This window comes from Rouxiella silvae, assembly GCF_002093625.1.
Lineage (GTDB): Bacteria > Pseudomonadota > Gammaproteobacteria > Enterobacterales > Enterobacteriaceae > Rouxiella > Rouxiella silvae.
Genome location: NZ_MRWD01000026.1, coordinates 17008 through 34060, shown reverse-complemented (window position 1 = coordinate 34060; position 17053 = coordinate 17008). Strand labels below are relative to the sequence as shown.

The following is a 17053-nucleotide window of genomic DNA, read 5'->3' as shown; positions in this document are numbered from 1 at the left end:
CAAAAGGAATCTAAAGTGGCCAATAAATCCCCCCTTCGTTTCAAAAAGCTGTATCTGGCATGTTCTGTTGGACTACTTTTTAGCTCAGCCCAAGTATTGGCCGCTGACAGCGGGCCATTTTCGCCAAACTCTCCGTGGATGCTCGGGGATTGGGGCGGCGAGCGATCCACACTCAAGCAGGAAGGCGTTGATTTCCAAGTAAACTATACCGGTGAGGCGGCAAGCAACTTTTCCGGCGGCTATGATAAAAGCACGACGGCGCGCTATGCTGACCAGTGGCAGTTTGGCGTCGACCTTGATTTAGACAAATTGCTTAACTGGAAAGACACCGAATTCCAGATGACCGTCACCAACCGTAACGGCAGAAATATCTCCAACGATGCCGTCGGCGACCCGCGTACCGGCACCCTGTCGTCTTCGCAGGAAGTGTGGGGCCGTGGTCAAACAACGCGCCTGACTCAATTCTGGATCCGTCAGGGATATTTCAACGATACGCTGGATATTAAAGCCGGTCGCGTCACCGTTGGCGAAGATTTTGACTCACTGAAAAGCAACTTCCAGAACTTGGCGCTGGGCAGCGGTCAGGCGGGTAACTGGCGCGGTGATCGTTGGTACAACTGGCCAATCTCCCAATGGGGCGGTCGCATCAAGCTTAATATTACGCCTGAAATCTATACACAGGTGGGTATTTATAATCAGAACCCTAAAAACTACGATACCGGCAACGGCTTCCGTCTCGATAGCTCTGGCTCGATTGGTAACCTAATCCCGGTAGAAGCTGGCTGGACACCGACGTTAGGGCCGGATAAATTGGCCGGTAAATACGCGCTGGGCTTCTATTACAGCTCCACCAAAGGCAACGTCTACAGCAGCGGATCGATTCAAAACGGTTCCGAGCAGTACAGCGACCAAGCGCACGCCTACGGCGGTTATGTATTGGTTCAGCAACAACTGACCGCGGTTAACGGCGACAACAGTCGCGGACTGTCGTTGACTGTTCAGGGCGTAATGAACGACAAGAAAACCTCCAGCACTGACAACTATCAGTCCGTGGCGATTACTTATAAAGGGATTTTCGATTCACGTCCTAAAGATGAACTTGGCTTCGGCGTAGGTCGTATTCACGTTAACAGTGATTTGAGCCAAACGCAGCGCGATCAAAATGCGGCTAACGGCGTTAATAATTATAACAACCCAACTTATTTGCCAGTACAAAGTGGGGCTGAATATGATTACGAACTCTACTACGGTATTCAGGCAACGGATTGGCTGACAGTTCGTCCGAACCTGCAATATATTTCCGCACCGGGCGCAGTCAGTCAGGTTAAAGATGCTTTCGTTGGCGGCATAATGGTCAACGTGGCACTGTAATTAATGCAGAGAATGCGTTAAACGGCCAGTTTACTAATATGGGGCGCTTCCGGCGCCCCATTTATATAATAACGTTGGGTGAATATCCCGTCGTGACGGCTAAATATTCAACGATATTCTCCGGGCACTCCCTCACCAATATCTCTTTGTGTTTTTTACTCAACTGTTTTATTTGATATTCCAGCTGCGACGCTTGCGAGCGGTCGCCCGCTGCACAGTGAAATACCAGCGTCAATTCACCTTTTCCGCGTAGCGACTTTGCACCTTTCCCGCATTGATGCTGCTGTAAACGGCGCAAAACGTCGGTCGTGATGCCGGTGTACAACATACCCGTCGGCGTGCGCAGCATGTAAAGATGCCAGACAGCGGCTGCGTGAGGCGAAGAAGGGCGAGGAACAGTGCTTTTCACAATAAAAACGTGGCTCTTTGCGATAGTGGGGGATGAAGCAGATTAACCCACAGCGGCCAGAATAAGTGAAGTAAAACCACACCTTCTATGCTGTGCATAAAAAACGGCAGACTGTAACTTGGTCGACATCGCGCTAAGATAGGGCAAATTTTTTGGCAGGAGCCGGGCATGAACGATCCCGAAGATCTAAAAATTATTAGCCGTTACTTGAGTAAAAATCACGTGCTGGCGCTGTGCGCCCATGCAGACGGTGACATATGGAGTGCGACCTGTTTTTACGTGACGGACATTGAACGTATGTGCCTGTATTTCATGACAGAGTTAAAGACGCGTCACGGCTCACTGATGCAACGCAATTCTCACGTCGTAGGCACCGTCGCCAAACAACCTAAAACAGTGGCGCTTATTCAGGGCATTCAGTACAGCGGCAGCGCGACGATTTTAGAAGGTGAAGAGGATGCCGCCGCCCGTGCGCGCTACTGTAAACAGTTCCCGGTCGCGATTGCCATGAAAGCGCCCGTTTGGGCACTGCGGTTAGATGAAATCAAAATGACCGATAACACGTTGGGCTTCGGTAAAAAAGTGTTCTGGCAGCGGGAGACGTGATTTAACGGCTGACCTTGTTCCTTTTTTATTCAGGCGGCAAGGTCAGTATTCAAGGAGAGAAGATCAGCCTGCGGCAACGGGGCCGTGTAAATTGTGATTCCAGGTATTAATCAGTCATTGAACTCTGTGGTAGTCTATAACCAAAAACGCCAAATTTTCGCAGATCTAAAACCCTCCCCCATGCTGTTTGCGCCAAGTGTCTTATCGGGGCAGCTTACAGATACTTCTCGACAAAACTGTCTAGATTTCTGAATTCCGGCATTCTTTCCTCCAGCGTTTGATGACTCCAGTTCCACCACTGGCTACGCTCGATCCTTTCGATCAGTGAATCTTCAAAACGCATGCCGATCTTTTTCGCCGCCACGCCAGCAACGATCGAAAATGGCTCGACGTCCTTGGTGACAACCGAAGACGATCCGATCACTGCGCCGTTGCCTATCTTCACGCCCGGCATGATCACCGCATTGTGGCCGATCCACACGTCGTGGCCAAGAGTAACGGCGTGCTCGCGACGCCAGTTGAAGAAGTCATTATCGTCCTGACCCAAATCGTAGGCCGAGCTGCGGTAGGTAAAATGGTGCTGCGCAATACGCTGATAGGTAGGATGATTTCCTGGATTAATGCGTACATAGGTGGCAATGGAAGCAAATTTGCCGATTGAGGCATAGTGGATCTGATTATGGCCCGCCGTGTAGGAGTAGTCGTCAATATCGACTTCTTCAAAGATAGCATCGTCAGAAATATGCACGTATTGGCCTAAACGCGTTTGTTTCAGTATTACGTTTTCACCAATCTTTGCTTCACTCTGCGTTGGGTTAGAAAGCGTCATAGTGCATTGTCCTGTGGGTAAACAAGCGTGGGGTTATTGGAGGTCGCTGGGCTAACGGCCAGTGAAGAAAGCAGCGTCAATAGTTCGGCCAGTGTGTCCTGCAGACGGCCGTCATTATTGAGCAGACGACATTCGGCGGGCAGGCTGTGCTGATAGTCTGCGGCCCGCCGAAGGCGTAGCTGAATGTCGTGCTCCGTTTCACGGCCGCGGGCATGGAGTCGTTCGGCAAGCACCTGCGCAGAGACGTGCAGGCAAACCGGTAGCAGCGCCTGGCCGTAGCGCGCTTTTGCCTCAGCCAAGTGGGCACGCGATCCGTTGATGACTACGCTAAAACCCTGCTGCATCCAGTGGTCAATCTCGACGCCCAGCGCGTAGTGCGTTTGGTGCGCCTGCCAGTCGAGGGCAAACAACCCGTGCGCTTGGCGCTGGTGGAATTCATCAAGGCTGAGCGCAATATGGTTTTCCGCCCCAGCATTAGCCGGGCGGGTGATATAGCGATGCGCAACCAGCAGCCCAAGCGGCGTTTTGTTGCGCAGCGCGTCGAGCAGGCTGTCTTTGCCCGCGCCCGACGCGCCCATCACGTAGACTAACTTAGCCATCAGAATACCTGTATTCCCTGACGCCAGACGTTTTGCACATAGTGATGACTCTCGTGCGCCCGCGCCAATACCATGTCTGCGCGTCTGCCTTCGGCAATCACTCCCCGGTCTTCTAATCCCAACGCGCGCGCCGGATTGCGCGTCACCAGCGCCACCGCCTGTGACAGGCTGAAGGCGTTGCCTTCATCCAGCGCAATGCGGAACACGGCGTCCATCAGGCTGGCGGGATAGTAGTCGGAAGAAAGAATATCAAGCAGTCCCACCGAGGCCAGATGTTTCGCCGCCACGTTGCCGGAATGCGAGCCGCCGCGCACAATATTGGGCGCACCCATCAACACTTGCAGACCTTCTGCGTGCGAAGCACGGGCCGCCTCTTCAGTGGTTGGGAACTCGGCAATGACGCTGCCCAGTGCTTTCGACTCGCTGACGTGCGCCGCAGTGGCATCGTCGTGGCTGGCCAGTGCGATGCCCAACTCACGGCAGTGTGCGGCAATCGCCCTGCGGTTAGGCTGCGCCCAGCGCAGCGAGTTAGCGATTTGCGTAGCCTGAAACTCCTCCATCTGCTGATCGTTAAGCTGGTATTTGCCCTGATAATATTCGCGATACTTCTGCGGAGTGGCGAATTGACGCTGGCCCGGTGAGTGGTCCATGAGTGACACCAACGACACGCCCGGTTTTTTCATCAACTCTTCGAACAGAGGCAGCGTAGAGGAGTGCGGAAGCTCGCAGCGCAGGTGCAGGCGGTGCTCGGCGCGGTTAAGTCCGGCCTTCTGACTGTAGATAACCGCGTCGATCATTTTTTGCAGATTCTCGAGCCGATGACCGCCGTCACGCACGTCGCCAACGGCCACCGCGTCGAGTACGGTGGTTATCCCGCTGGCAACCATCAGCGCGTCGTGGCTGCTCATCGCCGAATGGGCTGGCCAGTCAACTTTGGGGCGCGGGGTAAAAAATTTATCCAGATTATCGGTGTGCAGTTCGACAAAACCGGGCATCAACCAGCCACCCTCAGCATCAAGCGCCTGCGGCAGTTGGCTGGTGGTATCAGTAAAGGAAGCGATAATCCCTTCCTTGATTTCGATAGAGCCTTTTACGGTTTCTTCCGCCAACACCAGATTGACGTTGTTGATAATCATGCCAAATTCTCCGCATTCGCTAATTCTGGTGCCATGACGTGCAGCCGGTCGGCCACGCGCTCACGCACGTCTTCATCGTGGAAAATCCCCACTACCGCCGCGCCGCGCGCTTTGGCCTTTTCAATCAGCGTGACGACTGCCGCGCGATTGGTGGCATCCAGCGAGGCGGTGGGCTCATCGAGCAACAGCACCGGATAATCGACGATAAATCCGCGCGCAATGTTTACCCTCTGCTGTTCACCACCGGAAAACGTTGAAGGGGCGAGCTGCCACAGGCGCTCAGGCACATTCAGGTGCTGTAAAAGTTCGCTGGCGCGCTGCTCGGCCTGCGGTTTGTCGATACCTAACTCCACCAACGGCTGCATCACTAAATTAAGGGCGCTGATGCGCGGAATAACACGCAGAAACTGGCTCACCCAGCCTACGCTGTGGCGGCGTACGTCGAGAATTTCACGCGCCTGTGCGCTGACCATATCGACCCACTGTTCCTGATGTTTAACCCAAATGTGGCCACTGTCCGGCAGATAGTTGCCGTATAGCGAGCGCAGCAGGGTGGATTTTCCGCTGCCTGAATGGCCGTGCAACACCACGCACTCACCTGCGTTAACGTCAAGGCTGGCGTTGTGAAACACCGGCAGCCTGATCCCTTGCTGATTATGTAAGACAAAAGTTTTACTCAGTTTTTCGACCCGGAGTCTGGTTGTCATTGGTTTATCACTCTTAAAGGGTTCTCAGGACAAAACGGATGAAACGAGCAGTTGGGTATAAGGATGATGCGGGTCATCCAGCACTCGGTCGGTTAGGCCGCTTTCCACCACCTGACCCTGTTTCATCACCAGTAAACGGTGAGCCAGCAGGCGCGCAACGCCCAAATCATGGGTGACAATCACCACCGCCAGCTGCATTTCAACGACTAGCGTGCGCAGCAAGTCCAGCAGGCGAGCCTGAACGGAGACGTCGAGGCCGCCGGTTGGCTCATCCATGAAGACCAAACGTGGATGCGTCACCAGATTGCGGGCAATTTGCAGGCGCTGCTGCATACCGCCGGAGAAAGTCGTAGGCAAGTCATCGAGGCGCGAAACCGGGATTTCGACGTCTTCAAGCCATTGACTGGCCTGCTGGCGAATGCGCGCATAGTTTCGCTCGCCAACCGCCATCAAACGTTCGCCGATGTTGCCGCCCGCGGAGACCTGACGACGCAGGCCGTCCATCGGATGTTGATGCACCACGCCCCAGTCGGTGCGCAACAGGCGGCGACGGTCGCTTTCAGGCATCTGATAAAGTGACTGCGCTGGCTGTACGCCGTTGTTGTAAATTACCTGACCCTGCTGCGGCGCAAGACGCGCTGAAATGGACTGCAACAGCGTGGTTTTACCTGAGCCAGATTCGCCGACAATGCCCAGCACTTCGCCAGGATAGAGCTGGAATGACACATCGCTAAAGCCTTTGCCCGGCGCGTAAAGGTGCGTCAGATTCTCGACACAAAGCAGCGGCATGGCGGAAGAGTTGACCGGATTCATTTAGTGTTGGCCTCTTGAGAAGATGCGGTTTCAAGCTGCTGCGCGCAGTAGTCGGTGTCGGAGCAGACAAACATTCGGTTGCCCAGATCGTCGAGCACCACTTCGTCGAGATAGCTGTCGTGCGATCCGCAGATGGCACAGGGCTGATCCCATTTCTGCACCGTAAACGGGTGATCCTCAAAGTCTAAGCTTTCAACTTTGGTAAAAGGCGGCAGCGCATAAATGCGTTTTTCACGCCCGGCACCAAACAGCTGTAGCGCGGGCATCATGTGCATCTTTGGGTTATCAAATTTTGGGATGGGCGAGGGATCCATCACGTAGCGATCGTTCACTTTCACCGGATAAGCATAGGTGGTGGCGATGTGGCCGAAGCGCGCGATGTCTTCGTACAGTTTCACTTGCATGACGCCGTACTCCTCCAGCGCGTGCATTTTTCGCGTTTCAGTTTCACGCGGTTCAATAAAGCGCAGCGGTTCTGGGATCGGCACCTGAAATATGAGGATCTGATCTTCCACCAGCGGCGTTTCAGGAATACGGTGGCGGGTCTGAATCAGCGTCGCATCGCAGGTTTTCTCGGTCGTTTCTACACCGGCAACGTTTTTAAAAAAGCGGCGGATCGACACGGCGTTGGTGGTGTCATCGGCACCTTGGTCAATCACTTTCAGCACGTCTTCTTGGCCGATAACGCTGGCAGTAATCTGAATACCACCGGTGCCCCAGCCGTAAGGCATCGGCATTTCACGGCCGGCAAACGGTACCTGATAACCCGGGATCGCCACGGCTTTGAGAATGGCACGGCGGATCATGCGCTTGGTTTGCTCGTCGAGATAGCCCTGGTTGTAGCCGGTGGCCGTAGCAGCCGCTTTATTATTTTTCATTAGAAGTGTCCTTGCCCAAGGCGGCGTCACGCTGTTTGCGCAAACGCTGCAACAGCTCCAGCTCGGCCTGGAAATCGACGTAGTGAGGAAGTTTAAGGTGTGACACAAAGCCAGCGGCTTCAACGTTATCGGCGTGCGACAGCACAAACTCATCGTCTTGCGCCGGACTGCGAACCTGCTCATTGTGTTCAGTGGTTTGCAGCGCGCGGTCAATCAGTGACATCGACATTGCCTTGCGTTCTGCGCGACCAAACACTAAACCGTAGCCGCGGGTGAAATGCGGTGGCCGGTCTTCTGGCGTAATAAAACCGTTAACCATCTCGCACTCGGTCAGCAGAATTTCGCCAATATCAATGGCAAAGCCCAGCTCTTCCGGGACGATTTCTACCGTCACCCAACCGGTGCGAATTTCACCGGCAAACGGGTGGGTGCGGCCATAGCCGCGTTGAGTGGAGTAGCTCAACGACAGCAAAAAGCCTTCGTCTCCGCGCACCAGCTGCTGCAATCGTGCGGCGCGTGAGGCGGGATAAACCGGCGGAGTGCGGGTGATGTCGTCCGGCTCGCTGCCGTCGTCGTCTTCACGCACCGCGAGCTGCTGATGGGTCAGCAGGTCAAACACGTGGCTGCAGGATTCGGGCAGAGTTTCATCGGCTTTTGGCGCGATGGGATCCAGCCCTTCGGCCAGCAGAGCAAAGTCCAGCAGGCGATGGGTATAATCATAGGTCGGGCCTAACACCTGGCCGCCGGGAAGATCTTTATAAATTGCCGAAACACGGCGCTCGAGACGCATATTGGCGGTGTTCAGCGGCTGGCTGACGGCGAGACGCGGCAGCGTGGTGCGGTACGCGCGCAGCAGAAAAATGGCCTCAACCAGGTCACCGGACGACTGTTTTATCGCCAGTGCGGCCAGCTGTGGGTCGTAAATTCCACCTTCGCTCATCACGCGGTCGACCGCGAGGCCAAGCTGCTGCTCAATTTGTTCGGCGTTGAGCTCAACAACCTGGCTATCTCCGCGACGCTGATGCGCCAGCAGTTCATGGGCGGCCTCAATGGCCTTCTCGCCCCCTTTAACGGCAACGTACATTAGCAGGCCTCCACGCGGGTAGTGCGCGGTAAGGCAAGCAACTGCTCACCGCAGGTAAACATGAAATCCAGCCCCAGTGGGAAACGGTGCGGACGATTCAACAAATACTCCGTGACGGCCTGCGGCAATTGCGGGCAGATTACCCGCTGGTGCTCAATACCCGGACCCAGCAGGCGCAGCGGCGTTCCGCCTTCCAGAGACTCAAGCTGCACAATCACGCTGGTTGCCAACTCGGGAGACATCTCGTCGCCGCATGGAAATGCCAGCAAGGTGGCGCTATCGAGTGAGCCTTGGGCCAGAGCAAAACTGACGCTGCTCGGATCTTCGGTCAGTAGCGCACCGGTGTGAAAACGCAGATTTTGACGTAAAACGTCATCGTCGAGTTGCGGACTTATCCACAGTGGCGTGTCTTTATCAATCAGCGTCAGCAGCACGCAAGCGCTGGCGGAACCGAGCTTGCCGAAACCGGGCATGGAAGGCAGGGTAACCACCGAGCCTGGCTCGCTTAACGCTTTGAGAATACGGCGAAAACTGTACTGCGCATCGGCAACTGGATGCTGAAAGCTGGCAACAAGTGACATTATTATTCTCCCCGAACGAGGGTGAAGAAATCGACACGGCTTGAGGCGATTTCGCGGGCGCGCTGTTCGCGACGAGCCTGCTGGCTGGCGGCCAGAGGGGCAATCACGCGTTTGTGTATTAACTCTTCCATGCCGGACACTTGCAGCAGGGCATCGATTACCGCGCAGAGCTCCGCGTGGTCTTTGTCGCGGCCGCTGACGTAGCTGTAGCCGTAAACGCCTGAAGCGAGTTGAATCACCGCACGCGTGACGGTCATGTCGCCCATCACAAAGCGTTTTCCGGTGCCGCCCATGCGGCCCTGAAGCTGAGTGAGTCCGGTTTCTGCCGGGCGAAGGCGTTGAAAAGTGGGGGAGAGATTTAGCGGCTGCCAGTGCTCAAGCAGCTCCGACGGCTGGCTGTGGGCCAGTACCGACATCCAGCGTTGACGATTTTGTAAGGCGTCCATTAGTGCTCCATGGTCAGTTCAATCATGTCAGCACGCGTCAGACTGACGGAGTATTCCGCCACGCTATCGTTGCTGTCACAGGTATTTATGGTACGCACACAAAGCAGCGGCGCCTGCGGGACGATTTCCAGCAGCTTGCTCTCTTTTGCCAATGCGCGACGGGCGTTGATACGGGTAGTACAGCGACTTAACTGCTGATTTATTTCAGTGCGGATAAAGTCGTGCAGCGATCCACTTTGAAAATGTTGCAACACCGGCCACCAGTCGAGGTCAGGCAAATAGTGGTCAATCACGCAGACCGGCACATTGTTGACGCGACGCAGGGTACGCAGGTGAATAACCGTGTCGCCTTCTTGGCGGCCAACGGCGGTTGCTACGTGGTCGGTGGCGGGGCGCAGCACGCCCAGCAGCCTTTCACTGGTAGGATGGCTTCCCTGATCCAGCAGATTTTGACTAAAGCGCGCCTGAGAATGCAGCGGATAGTCGTAAGGACGCATCAGCACCAACGTGCCAACGCCCTGACGGCGCTGGAGCCAGCCGCGTTCAACCAGCTCATCCACCGCACGTCTGAGCGTGTGACGATTAACCTGAAAACGTTCGGCAAGCTGATTTTCTGGCGGAAGATAATCGCCGCAGCGATAAGTGCTGCGCAACTCATGCTCTAGTTGGGCGGCGATTTGCTGATAGCGGGTTGGATAACTGGTCGGATGTCTAGATAAGTCCATCACAATGAATACCTCGCGGCGTGCAGGAGTGCAGCGACTGCGTAATAAACTGCTCGGCGGCCGCGCTTTTGCGCTTGATGTAGAGACGATGCGATTGGGGTAAAAGCGTGCATGATGTCAACCTCAGTTCGACGTTGGCACCATCTTGAAGCGCAAAAATGACAGTTCGGTGAAGCGGGGGTTGCAGGGAGATGAATAATAGAGGAGGAGAATTAACGCAGGTAATGGACCACTTGATTGCTGCTTCCGCGCCAGATTAATGACGGGTCGCGCAGGCTCTGTACATATTTCCCGTCGATAAGCACGTTAACCCTTGCCAATGTTTCCTGCTGTTCGCCGGTGAGATCTTCTCGCCGATAGCCGGTCCACATCCAGACGTTTTTCCCCGGACACTCACTGACCACGCGCCGCAACAGCTGATTAATTGCCTGAAGATTTTGCGGATGAAGCGGATCGCCGCCCGACAGCGACAGCCCCTGACGCGGGATAAGCGTATCCTGCAGATTGGCGACGATCAGGTCTTCCATTTCCTGAGTAAAAAGCAGGCCGGAATTCAGCCGCCAGGTACTTTTGTTATAACATCCGGGGCACTGATGCACGCAGCCGGAAACAAACAGCGTGCAGCGAGTACCGGGGCCGTTGACCACATCGACCGGATAATATTGATGATAATTCATGCTATTAGCCTAATTGTCCACTGGCAAGATGTTTCACCCGCCGTTTCACTTCCTCCTGCTTGCCGGCATTAAATGGTCGAGCATCGGGGCTGCCTAGGTAGCCACAAACTCGCCGGGTCACTGATACGCGGGCCGAATCGTGATTGCCGCATTTCGGGCAGGTAAACCCCTTGCTGGTGCAGGAAAACTCGCCGGTAAAACCGCAGTCATAGCATTCGTCGATCGGCGTATTGGTGCCGTAATAGGGCACGCGCGAATAGCTATAATCCCACACGTCTTCCAGCGCGCGCAGGTTGTGCTGCAGATTGGGGTATTCCCCATAGCAGATGAAACCGCCGTTGCTAATCGGAGGGTAAGGTGCTTCAAAATCCAGTTTTTGATAAGGATTAACCTTTTTCTGAACGTCGAGATGGAAGCTGTTGGTGTAATAGCCTTTGTCGGTGACGTCGGCGATGATGCCGAATTCTGCCTTATCGAGGCGACAGAAACGGTCGCAAAGATTCTCGCTCGGCGTGCTGTAGAGGCTGAACCCATAACCGGTTTCTTGTTTCCAACTTTCAGTGGCCGCTTTGAGATAGGCAACAATAGCAATGGCCTTGTCGCGCAGGGCGCTGGCATCAAACGGATGCTGTCGATTGCCATACAGCGCATTAATGGTTTCATGCACGCCGATATAGCCCAATGAGATTGAGGCGCGGCCATTTTTAAAAATTTCGGCAATATTATCATCGGCCTGCAAACGAACACCGCATGCGCCTTCCATATAAAGAATGGGCGCCACGCGTGCTTTTACCCCTTCGAGGCGTGCAATTCTCGTCATCAAGGCTTTTTTGGCCAACAGCAGGCGCTGGTCGAGCAGAGTCCAAAAGACGCTTTCGTCTCCCTTGGCCTCCAGAGCCACGCGCGGCAAATTAAGGCTAATCACGCCGATGTTGTTGCGCCCGTCGTGAATTTGCTCACCGTGCTCTTCATAAACGCCTAAAAAACTGCGGCAGCCCATCGGGGTTTTAAACGAACCGGTAACCTTGACCACTTGATCATAATTAAGAATGTCAGGATACATGCGCTTGCTGGCGCACTCTAGCGCCAGCTGCTTGATGTCATAATTGGCATCACCTGCTTTATGATTGAGCCCATCGCGAATGGCAAAAACCAGTTTCGGAAACACCGCCGTTTTTCGATTTTTACCTAGCCCAGCGATGCGATTGCGCAGAATCGACTGCTGAATCAGGCGCGACTGCCAACAGGTGCCCAGACCAAAGCCGAAGGTGACGAAAGGCGTCTGTCCATTGGCGGTGTGCAGCGTGTTAACCTCATATTCCAAAGACTGGAAGGCGTCGTAGCACTCTTTTTCGGTTAATCGGTGGGCGTAGGCCTCAACGTCGGTGATGCTCCATTCTCGTGCGGTTTTCTTATGTTTCTCAAAACTTTGCGTGACAAAGGGGGCCAGAATTTCGTCAATACGGTTTATCGTGGTGCCGCCGTAAATATGGCTGGCAACCTGAGCAATGATTTGAGCCGTCACTGCGGTGGCGGTCGAAATCGACTTTGGCGTGTCTATTTCGGCATTACCCATTTTAAAACCTTGATTCAACATGCCTTTTAGGTCGATGAGCATACAGTTGAACATGGGGAAAAAAGGCGAGTAATCGAGGTCATGATAGTGAATTTCACCGCGCTCATGGGCCAGCACCACGTCACGCGGCAAAATATGTTGCCGGGCATAGTGTTTCGCCACAATACCGGCCAGCAGATCACGCTGGGTAGGAATGACTTTGCTGTCTTTATTGGCATTTTCATTAAGCAGCTCAAGGTTGCTTTGCTCAACCAGACCGCGGATCTCCTGATTTAAACGGCCACGCTGCTCGCGTTTTACGTCTCTGTCGTGGCGGTATTCAATATAGGCCCGTGCGAGGCGTTTGTGCGCACCGGCCATCAGCTGATTTTCAACTGCGTTTTGAATGTCGTGAATATCCACTCTCTGGCAGCCATTGAAACTTTCGGCGACCCTGCACGCGACCTGAATGCTATACGCCACATCTTCAATACCCACGGCCTGCGCGGCGCGCTGAACGGCTTGTTCGATCAGTTTCTCATCAAATGCTACCAGGCAGCCATCGCGTTTAATCACCAGCAGGTGCGGGGTTTCTGAATTCACAAGGTCACTCCTTTTAAGGGGTATGGTTACTACATATGGATAATCAAATCACTATACACACCATATGTTGATTTTTCCCTGAGCTTAATCCCGTGCGAATTGATCTGAAACAAGGAATTTTGTTATCGCGAGGTGCGATGAAGTGGCTTTAACTTTGGGTTGAAACTGAATTGACCGGTGACACTCTACAGACTGAGAGAGAGCTGTGAAACAATGCCCAATATTGAACGCCACTCCATCAGTAGGGGGGGATTTACATTCTGATTTGAGGATTTTACTATGCCAAAAACGCTGATTTTAAGCGCCCATCGTACCCCGGACACTGCGGTTATCAACAAAGCGCTGGTCAATGCTCTGAAAGATCTGCCTGACGTCACGTTGCATGAGCTGTCACGTGCTTATCCAGATTATAAGATTGATGTGGCGCGTGAGCATCAACTGCTGGATGCTCATCAACGACTGGTGATGATGTTTCCATTCTACTGGTACAGCTCCCCGGCTATCCTCAGCGAATGGCAGGATGCGGTATTAACTTATGGTTATGCTTACGGTTCTGAAGGCAATGCGCTGCAAGGTAAAACCCTGCAACTGGTGGTATCAACCGGTGGTAACGAGCAGGCCTACACGGCAGAAGGTTATAACCGATATCCTGTGGAGTCACTGCTGCTGCCTTTCCACGCAATGGCAAATCGTACCGGCATGCACTATGCCGCGCCGCTGCTGCTGCAGGGCGCGAATAGCCTGACCGATAGCCTGCTGGAAAAGCACGTTGATGCCGCGGTCAGGTTGGTGAGCCATCAGTCGTCGCTATTGTGCAGCCAGTAAACCGCCTCAAACGGCCGCAGGACGTTATCCTGCGGTTTGTTTGGATAGTTACTCAACAGCAGACTCCCTTTAACGTCTGGTAAATCAAAGAACTGCGGTTCGTTACTCAGATTTGCCAGCACGCTGAGTTGCTGACTCTGCCAACGTCGCTGGTAGCACCAGAGCGCCTGATGTTCAGGCAACAGATCGACATAGTCACCGTGGGTCAGTAGCGGCTGCTTTTTACGCAGCGTAATGAGCCGCTGGTAAAAATAGAACACCGAATCAATATCTTCGAGCGCCTCTGCCGCATTGATGATGGGATAATTAGCGCACAGCTCAATCCACGGCTCTCCTTGGGTAAAGCCCGCATTTTCAGTGTCGTCCCACTGCATCGGCGTGCGGCCGTTATCGCGAGATTTTGAGGCCAGAATATCCAGCAGTGGTTTGCTGTCCTGACCCAAAGCCCACCGCTCGGCAAACATATTCAGGCTTTCAACATCGCGATACTGCTTGATGTCTTTAAAGCCAGGATTGGTCATCCCAAGCTCTTCCCCTTGATATATATAGGGTGTTCCCTGCATGCCGTGCAGCACCATGGCTAACATTTTGGCGGCTTTAACTCGATATATTCCCTCGTCGCCAAAGCGAGACACGATCCGCGGCTGATCGTGGTTACACCAGAACAGCGCATTCCAGGCATGTCCGTGCATTCCCTGCTGCCACTGGTTGAAGATTTTTTTGAGTTCCACATAATCAGGCTTGGCCAGCGTCCATTTTTGACCGCCAGGATAATCCACTTTGAGATGGTGGAAGTTAAAGGTCATTGAAAGCTCACTGCCGTCCAGTGCGCCATAGCGGCGGCAGTGTTCCAAACGCGTTGACGACATTTCACCTACTGTCATCAGGCCGAGTGGCTTAAAGACGTCACGACTCATCTCCTGCAAAAACTCATGAATGCGCGGACCATCAGTATAGAAACGGCGCCCGTCGCCCTGGTCATCATTCGGGAAATCTTGCTGTTTTGACACCAGATTAATGACGTCGAGGCGCAGACCGTCAACGCCAATATTGGACCAAAACTCGCAAATCTCTTTGAGCTCTTGGCGAACCGGAGGATGTTCCCAGTTCAAATCTGCCTGCTCATGGGCAAAAAGATGCAAATAATATTGCCCGCTCTCTGCGTGCCATTGCCAGGCATTGCCGCCAAACTTTGAGTGCCAGTTGTTAGGCGGCACATCGGCTTCCCCGTCGCGCCATACATAGTACTGACGATAAGGACTTTGTGGATTTTGCGACTCGGTAAACCAGCGGTGTTGGGTAGAGGTGTGGTTAAACACCATATCCATAACGATGCGAATATTGCGCTGGTGGGCAGCATCAACCAAGGCGATAAAGTCGTCTAAGGTGCCATAAGCCGGGTCAATGGCGCAGTAGTCGGCCACGTCATAGCCGTTATCAACCTGTGGCGACAGATAAACCGGCGTGAGCCAAATGGCATCCACGCCAAGCTGCTGCAAATAGTCCAGACGGCGAATAATGCCTACCAAATCTCCCGTACCGCTGCCGGTACTGTCTTGAAAACTCTTGGGATAAATTTGATAGATAACGCCGTTTTGCCACCAGGGTAAAGAAGTACTCATTAACAAAATCCCTCTCAAATTAGGCGGAAGGGGGACTTCCGCCGAGAAAAGTTAAACGGCCAATTCACCACGGCGATGTTTACGTTTATAAACCAGGATGGTCAGCACCAGCGGAACCACGATGGCGATGAGCATCGAGACCAGGTACACCGACCAAAACTGAGATTTGATGGACAGAATGCCGGGTAAGCCACCTACGCCGATACCGTTAGCGGTAACGCCGTACAGGCCACAGACCAGTGAGGCGAGGGCAGAACCTATCATCGCGCAGAGCATCGGGAAGCGGTATTTCAGGTTAATCCCGTACATTGCTGGCTCGGTTACCCCTAAAAAGGCCGAAATAGTGGCTGGGACAGAGATTTCACGTTCGTTGTGTTTGCGGCTAATGATCACAATGCCCAGCACCGCAGCGGCTTGTGCAATGTTGGAGATGGCGATAAGCGGCCAGACCGGTGTTCCGCCAGTGCTTTGCACCATCTGCATATCAATAGCCAGTGTGGTTTGATGCACGCCAGTAATCACCAGAGGCGCATAGAGGAAGCCGAACAGTGCGGCACCAATCGGCGCCATGCTGCCCGTCATTACCGACTTAACCGCCCAGGCAACACCGTCGCCAATCATGCGGCCAAACGGCCCTATCAGCGTGTGCGCCAGGAATACGGCAATAATCAGCGAAGTAACCGGCACAATCACCAGATACAGATAGTTAGGTATTATTTTCTTCAGGCCATTTTCAATCCAGGCCAGTGCAATACCGGCGAGCATGGAAGGAATGACCTGCGCCTGGTAACCCACTTTTTGCACGGTGAACCAACCGAAATGCCACACGTCAGGCGTTTGCTGACCCAGCTGATAGGCATTCATCAGCTGTGGTGACACCAGTGTGATGCCCAAAACAATGCCCAGAATCTCGGTACCGCCGAGCTTTTTAACGGTTGACCAACACACCGCGACCGGCAGGAACATAAAGATCGCTTCGCCGAGCAGCCACAGGAAATCATAAACCGTCTGCCATAGCGGGTGCATCTGTGCCAGCGTTTGACCGCCGCTGAGCGGGATGTCGCCGATCAGATTGCGGAATCCGAGGATCAGACCGCCGCTGATTAACGCTGGCAGCAGGGGGAAAAATATTTCGGCAAAATGAGAGATGCAGCGCTCGAATATATTCATATTCTGGCGAGCGGCCACCTTGGTTTGCTCTTTGTTGTCGCTGTTTTTGCCGGTGAGCTTAAGCAGAGCTTTATAATAGTCATCCACTTCAGGACCGATAACGACCTGGAATTGACCGGCATTGGTGAAGCACCCTTTGACCATGCGCAGAGTTTCAATCTCTGAGGGCTTGGCCTTCGAGGTGTCGTTAAGCACAAAACGCAAACGGGTAATACAGTGAGTGACGGAGGCGATATTTTCGCTGCCGCCCACCCACTCAATCAGTTGTTCTACATCCTGAAGTCTCATTTTACTCATGGTTTGGCCTTTCCGGCAGTGTGAGAAAAACATGAGCATATCCTGAGAAGTTAACTCTGTCTGGGAACGTTCCCGGAAATTAGCGGAAGATCACAAAATCATCTTTTTGTACGCACATTC

General features: G+C 53.7%; 18 protein-coding genes. 3 read left to right on the top strand and 15 right to left on the bottom strand.

Annotated elements, in window-relative coordinates:
• The first annotated feature begins 15 nt into the window (after nt 1-15).
• Nucleotides 16-1371, top strand: coding sequence for a carbohydrate porin (locus BS639_RS12200; protein ID WP_055782522.1), 1356 nt, complete (start codon nt 16-18; stop codon nt 1369-1371).
• A 61-nt stretch (nt 1372-1432) separates the two neighbouring features.
• Here the strand turns inward: BS639_RS12200 and BS639_RS12195 are convergent, their stop codons facing one another.
• Nucleotides 1433-1720, bottom strand: a complete 288-nt coding sequence (locus BS639_RS12195; protein ID WP_084983201.1) for a GIY-YIG nuclease family protein — start codon at nt 1718-1720, stop codon at nt 1433-1435.
• A 228-nt stretch (nt 1721-1948) separates the two neighbouring features.
• On the opposite strand from BS639_RS12195, the gene BS639_RS12190 reads away from it, so the two are divergent.
• Complete coding sequence (locus tag BS639_RS12190) at nt 1949-2386, top strand: YhbP family protein (protein ID WP_084983200.1); 438 nt, start codon at nt 1949-1951, stop codon at nt 2384-2386.
• Between the two features lie 214 nt (nt 2387-2600).
• Here the strand turns inward: BS639_RS12190 and BS639_RS12185 are convergent, their stop codons facing one another.
• The 12 genes from BS639_RS12185 to nrdD all read right to left on the bottom strand — a co-directional run bounded on the left by BS639_RS12185 (nt 2601) and on the right by nrdD (nt 12992).
• Nucleotides 2601-3215, bottom strand: a complete 615-nt coding sequence (locus BS639_RS12185) for an LbetaH domain-containing protein (RefSeq protein ID WP_084983199.1) — start codon at nt 3213-3215, stop codon at nt 2601-2603.
• The gene (phnN, locus tag BS639_RS12180; protein ID WP_084983198.1) at nt 3212-3814 is read right to left on the bottom strand and encodes a ribose 1,5-bisphosphokinase; all 603 of its coding nucleotides are present in this window, start codon (nt 3812-3814) and stop codon (nt 3212-3214) included. Before phnN ends, BS639_RS12185 begins: the two co-directional genes overlap by 4 nt.
• On the bottom strand, nt 3814-4950 hold the full coding sequence (gene phnM, locus BS639_RS12175) for an alpha-D-ribose 1-methylphosphonate 5-triphosphate diphosphatase (RefSeq protein WP_055782538.1): 1137 nt from the start codon (nt 4948-4950) through the stop codon (nt 3814-3816). The genes phnN and phnM overlap by 1 nt, the downstream gene beginning before the upstream one ends.
• Nucleotides 4947-5657 carry a phosphonate C-P lyase system protein PhnL gene (gene phnL, locus BS639_RS12170; protein WP_055782541.1) on the bottom strand — a complete coding sequence of 237 codons (711 nt, stop codon included), beginning with the start codon at nt 5655-5657 and terminating at the stop codon, nt 4947-4949. Before phnL ends, phnM begins: the two co-directional genes overlap by 4 nt.
• Nucleotides 5658-5681: 24 nt before the next feature.
• On the bottom strand, nt 5682-6470 hold the full coding sequence (phnK, locus tag BS639_RS12165; RefSeq protein ID WP_055782542.1) for a phosphonate C-P lyase system protein PhnK: 789 nt from the start codon (nt 6468-6470) through the stop codon (nt 5682-5684).
• Complete coding sequence (locus BS639_RS12160; protein ID WP_055782545.1) at nt 6467-7348, bottom strand: alpha-D-ribose 1-methylphosphonate 5-phosphate C-P-lyase PhnJ; 882 nt, start codon at nt 7346-7348, stop codon at nt 6467-6469. The genes phnK and BS639_RS12160 overlap by 4 nt, the downstream gene beginning before the upstream one ends.
• Nucleotides 7338-8432, bottom strand: a complete 1095-nt coding sequence (locus tag BS639_RS12155) for a carbon-phosphorus lyase complex subunit PhnI (protein WP_084983197.1) — start codon at nt 8430-8432, stop codon at nt 7338-7340. Before BS639_RS12155 ends, BS639_RS12160 begins: the two co-directional genes overlap by 11 nt.
• Nucleotides 8432-9013, bottom strand: a complete 582-nt coding sequence (gene phnH / locus BS639_RS12150; protein ID WP_055782551.1) for a phosphonate C-P lyase system protein PhnH — start codon at nt 9011-9013, stop codon at nt 8432-8434. Before phnH ends, BS639_RS12155 begins: the two co-directional genes overlap by 1 nt.
• Nucleotides 9014-9015: 2 nt before the next feature.
• Entirely contained in the window at nt 9016-9459 is a 444-nt protein-coding gene (gene phnG / locus BS639_RS12145) for a phosphonate C-P lyase system protein PhnG (protein WP_055782554.1), read from the bottom strand.
• Nucleotides 9459-10184: a phosphonate metabolism transcriptional regulator PhnF gene (gene phnF, locus BS639_RS12140; RefSeq protein ID WP_084983196.1), complete on the bottom strand. Its 726-nt coding sequence runs from the start codon at nt 10182-10184 to the stop codon at nt 9459-9461. Before phnF ends, phnG begins: the two co-directional genes overlap by 1 nt.
• Nucleotides 10185-10396: 212 nt before the next feature.
• Entirely contained in the window at nt 10397-10861 is a 465-nt protein-coding gene (gene nrdG, locus BS639_RS12135; RefSeq protein WP_084983195.1) for an anaerobic ribonucleoside-triphosphate reductase-activating protein, read from the bottom strand.
• 4 nt (nt 10862-10865) lie between these two features.
• Nucleotides 10866-12992, bottom strand: a complete 2127-nt coding sequence (nrdD, locus tag BS639_RS12130) for an anaerobic ribonucleoside-triphosphate reductase (protein WP_084983212.1) — start codon at nt 12990-12992, stop codon at nt 10866-10868.
• A 306-nt stretch (nt 12993-13298) separates the two neighbouring features.
• On the opposite strand from nrdD, the gene BS639_RS12125 reads away from it, so the two are divergent.
• Nucleotides 13299-13844, top strand: a complete 546-nt coding sequence (locus BS639_RS12125; protein WP_055782563.1) for an NAD(P)H-dependent oxidoreductase — start codon at nt 13299-13301, stop codon at nt 13842-13844.
• On the opposite strand, the gene treC is transcribed toward BS639_RS12125, so the two are convergent.
• Nucleotides 13817-15466, bottom strand: coding sequence for an alpha,alpha-phosphotrehalase (gene treC, locus BS639_RS12120; RefSeq protein WP_084983194.1), 1650 nt, complete (start codon nt 15464-15466; stop codon nt 13817-13819). The two genes, BS639_RS12125 and treC, sit on opposite strands and share 28 nt — an antisense overlap.
• Before the next feature lie 51 nt (nt 15467-15517).
• The gene (gene treB, locus BS639_RS12115) at nt 15518-16933 is read right to left on the bottom strand and encodes a PTS trehalose transporter subunit IIBC (protein ID WP_055782952.1); all 1416 of its coding nucleotides are present in this window, start codon (nt 16931-16933) and stop codon (nt 15518-15520) included.
• Nucleotides 16934-17053: the final 120 nt, after the last annotated feature.

What these genes read in the sequence shown, in the direction of transcription:
- BS639_RS12195 (WP_084983201.1), bottom strand. Translation starts at nt 1,720, where the DNA reads ATGCTGCGCACGCCGACGGGTATGTTGTACACCGGCATCACGACCGAC.
- nrdG (WP_084983195.1), bottom strand. Translation starts at nt 10,861, where the DNA reads ATGAATTATCATCAATATTATCCGGTCGATGTGGTCAACGGCCCCGGT.
- phnH (WP_055782551.1), bottom strand. Translation starts at nt 9,013, where the DNA reads ATGTCACTTGTTGCCAGCTTTCAGCATCCAGTTGCCGATGCGCAGTAC.
- BS639_RS12125 (WP_055782563.1), top strand. Translation starts at nt 13,299, where the DNA reads ATGCCAAAAACGCTGATTTTAAGCGCCCATCGTACCCCGGACACTGCG.
- phnK (WP_055782542.1), bottom strand. Translation starts at nt 6,470, where the DNA reads ATGAATCCGGTCAACTCTTCCGCCATGCCGCTGCTTTGTGTCGAGAAT.
- phnL (WP_055782541.1), bottom strand. Translation starts at nt 5,657, where the DNA reads ATGACAACCAGACTCCGGGTCGAAAAACTGAGTAAAACTTTTGTCTTA.
- BS639_RS12160 (WP_055782545.1), bottom strand. Translation starts at nt 7,348, where the DNA reads ATGAAAAATAATAAAGCGGCTGCTACGGCCACCGGCTACAACCAGGGC.
- phnN (WP_084983198.1), bottom strand. Translation starts at nt 3,814, where the DNA reads ATGGCTAAGTTAGTCTACGTGATGGGCGCGTCGGGCGCGGGCAAAGAC.
- phnM (WP_055782538.1), bottom strand. Translation starts at nt 4,950, where the DNA reads ATGATTATCAACAACGTCAATCTGGTGTTGGCGGAAGAAACCGTAAAA.
- phnG (WP_055782554.1), bottom strand. Translation starts at nt 9,459, where the DNA reads ATGGACGCCTTACAAAATCGTCAACGCTGGATGTCGGTACTGGCCCAC.
- BS639_RS12185 (WP_084983199.1), bottom strand. Translation starts at nt 3,215, where the DNA reads ATGACGCTTTCTAACCCAACGCAGAGTGAAGCAAAGATTGGTGAAAAC.
- BS639_RS12190 (WP_084983200.1), top strand. Translation starts at nt 1,949, where the DNA reads ATGAACGATCCCGAAGATCTAAAAATTATTAGCCGTTACTTGAGTAAA.
- phnF (WP_084983196.1), bottom strand. Translation starts at nt 10,184, where the DNA reads ATGGACTTATCTAGACATCCGACCAGTTATCCAACCCGCTATCAGCAA.
- treC (WP_084983194.1), bottom strand. Translation starts at nt 15,466, where the DNA reads ATGAGTACTTCTTTACCCTGGTGGCAAAACGGCGTTATCTATCAAATT.
- treB (WP_055782952.1), bottom strand. Translation starts at nt 16,933, where the DNA reads ATGAGTAAAATGAGACTTCAGGATGTAGAACAACTGATTGAGTGGGTG.
- BS639_RS12155 (WP_084983197.1), bottom strand. Translation starts at nt 8,432, where the DNA reads ATGTACGTTGCCGTTAAAGGGGGCGAGAAGGCCATTGAGGCCGCCCAT.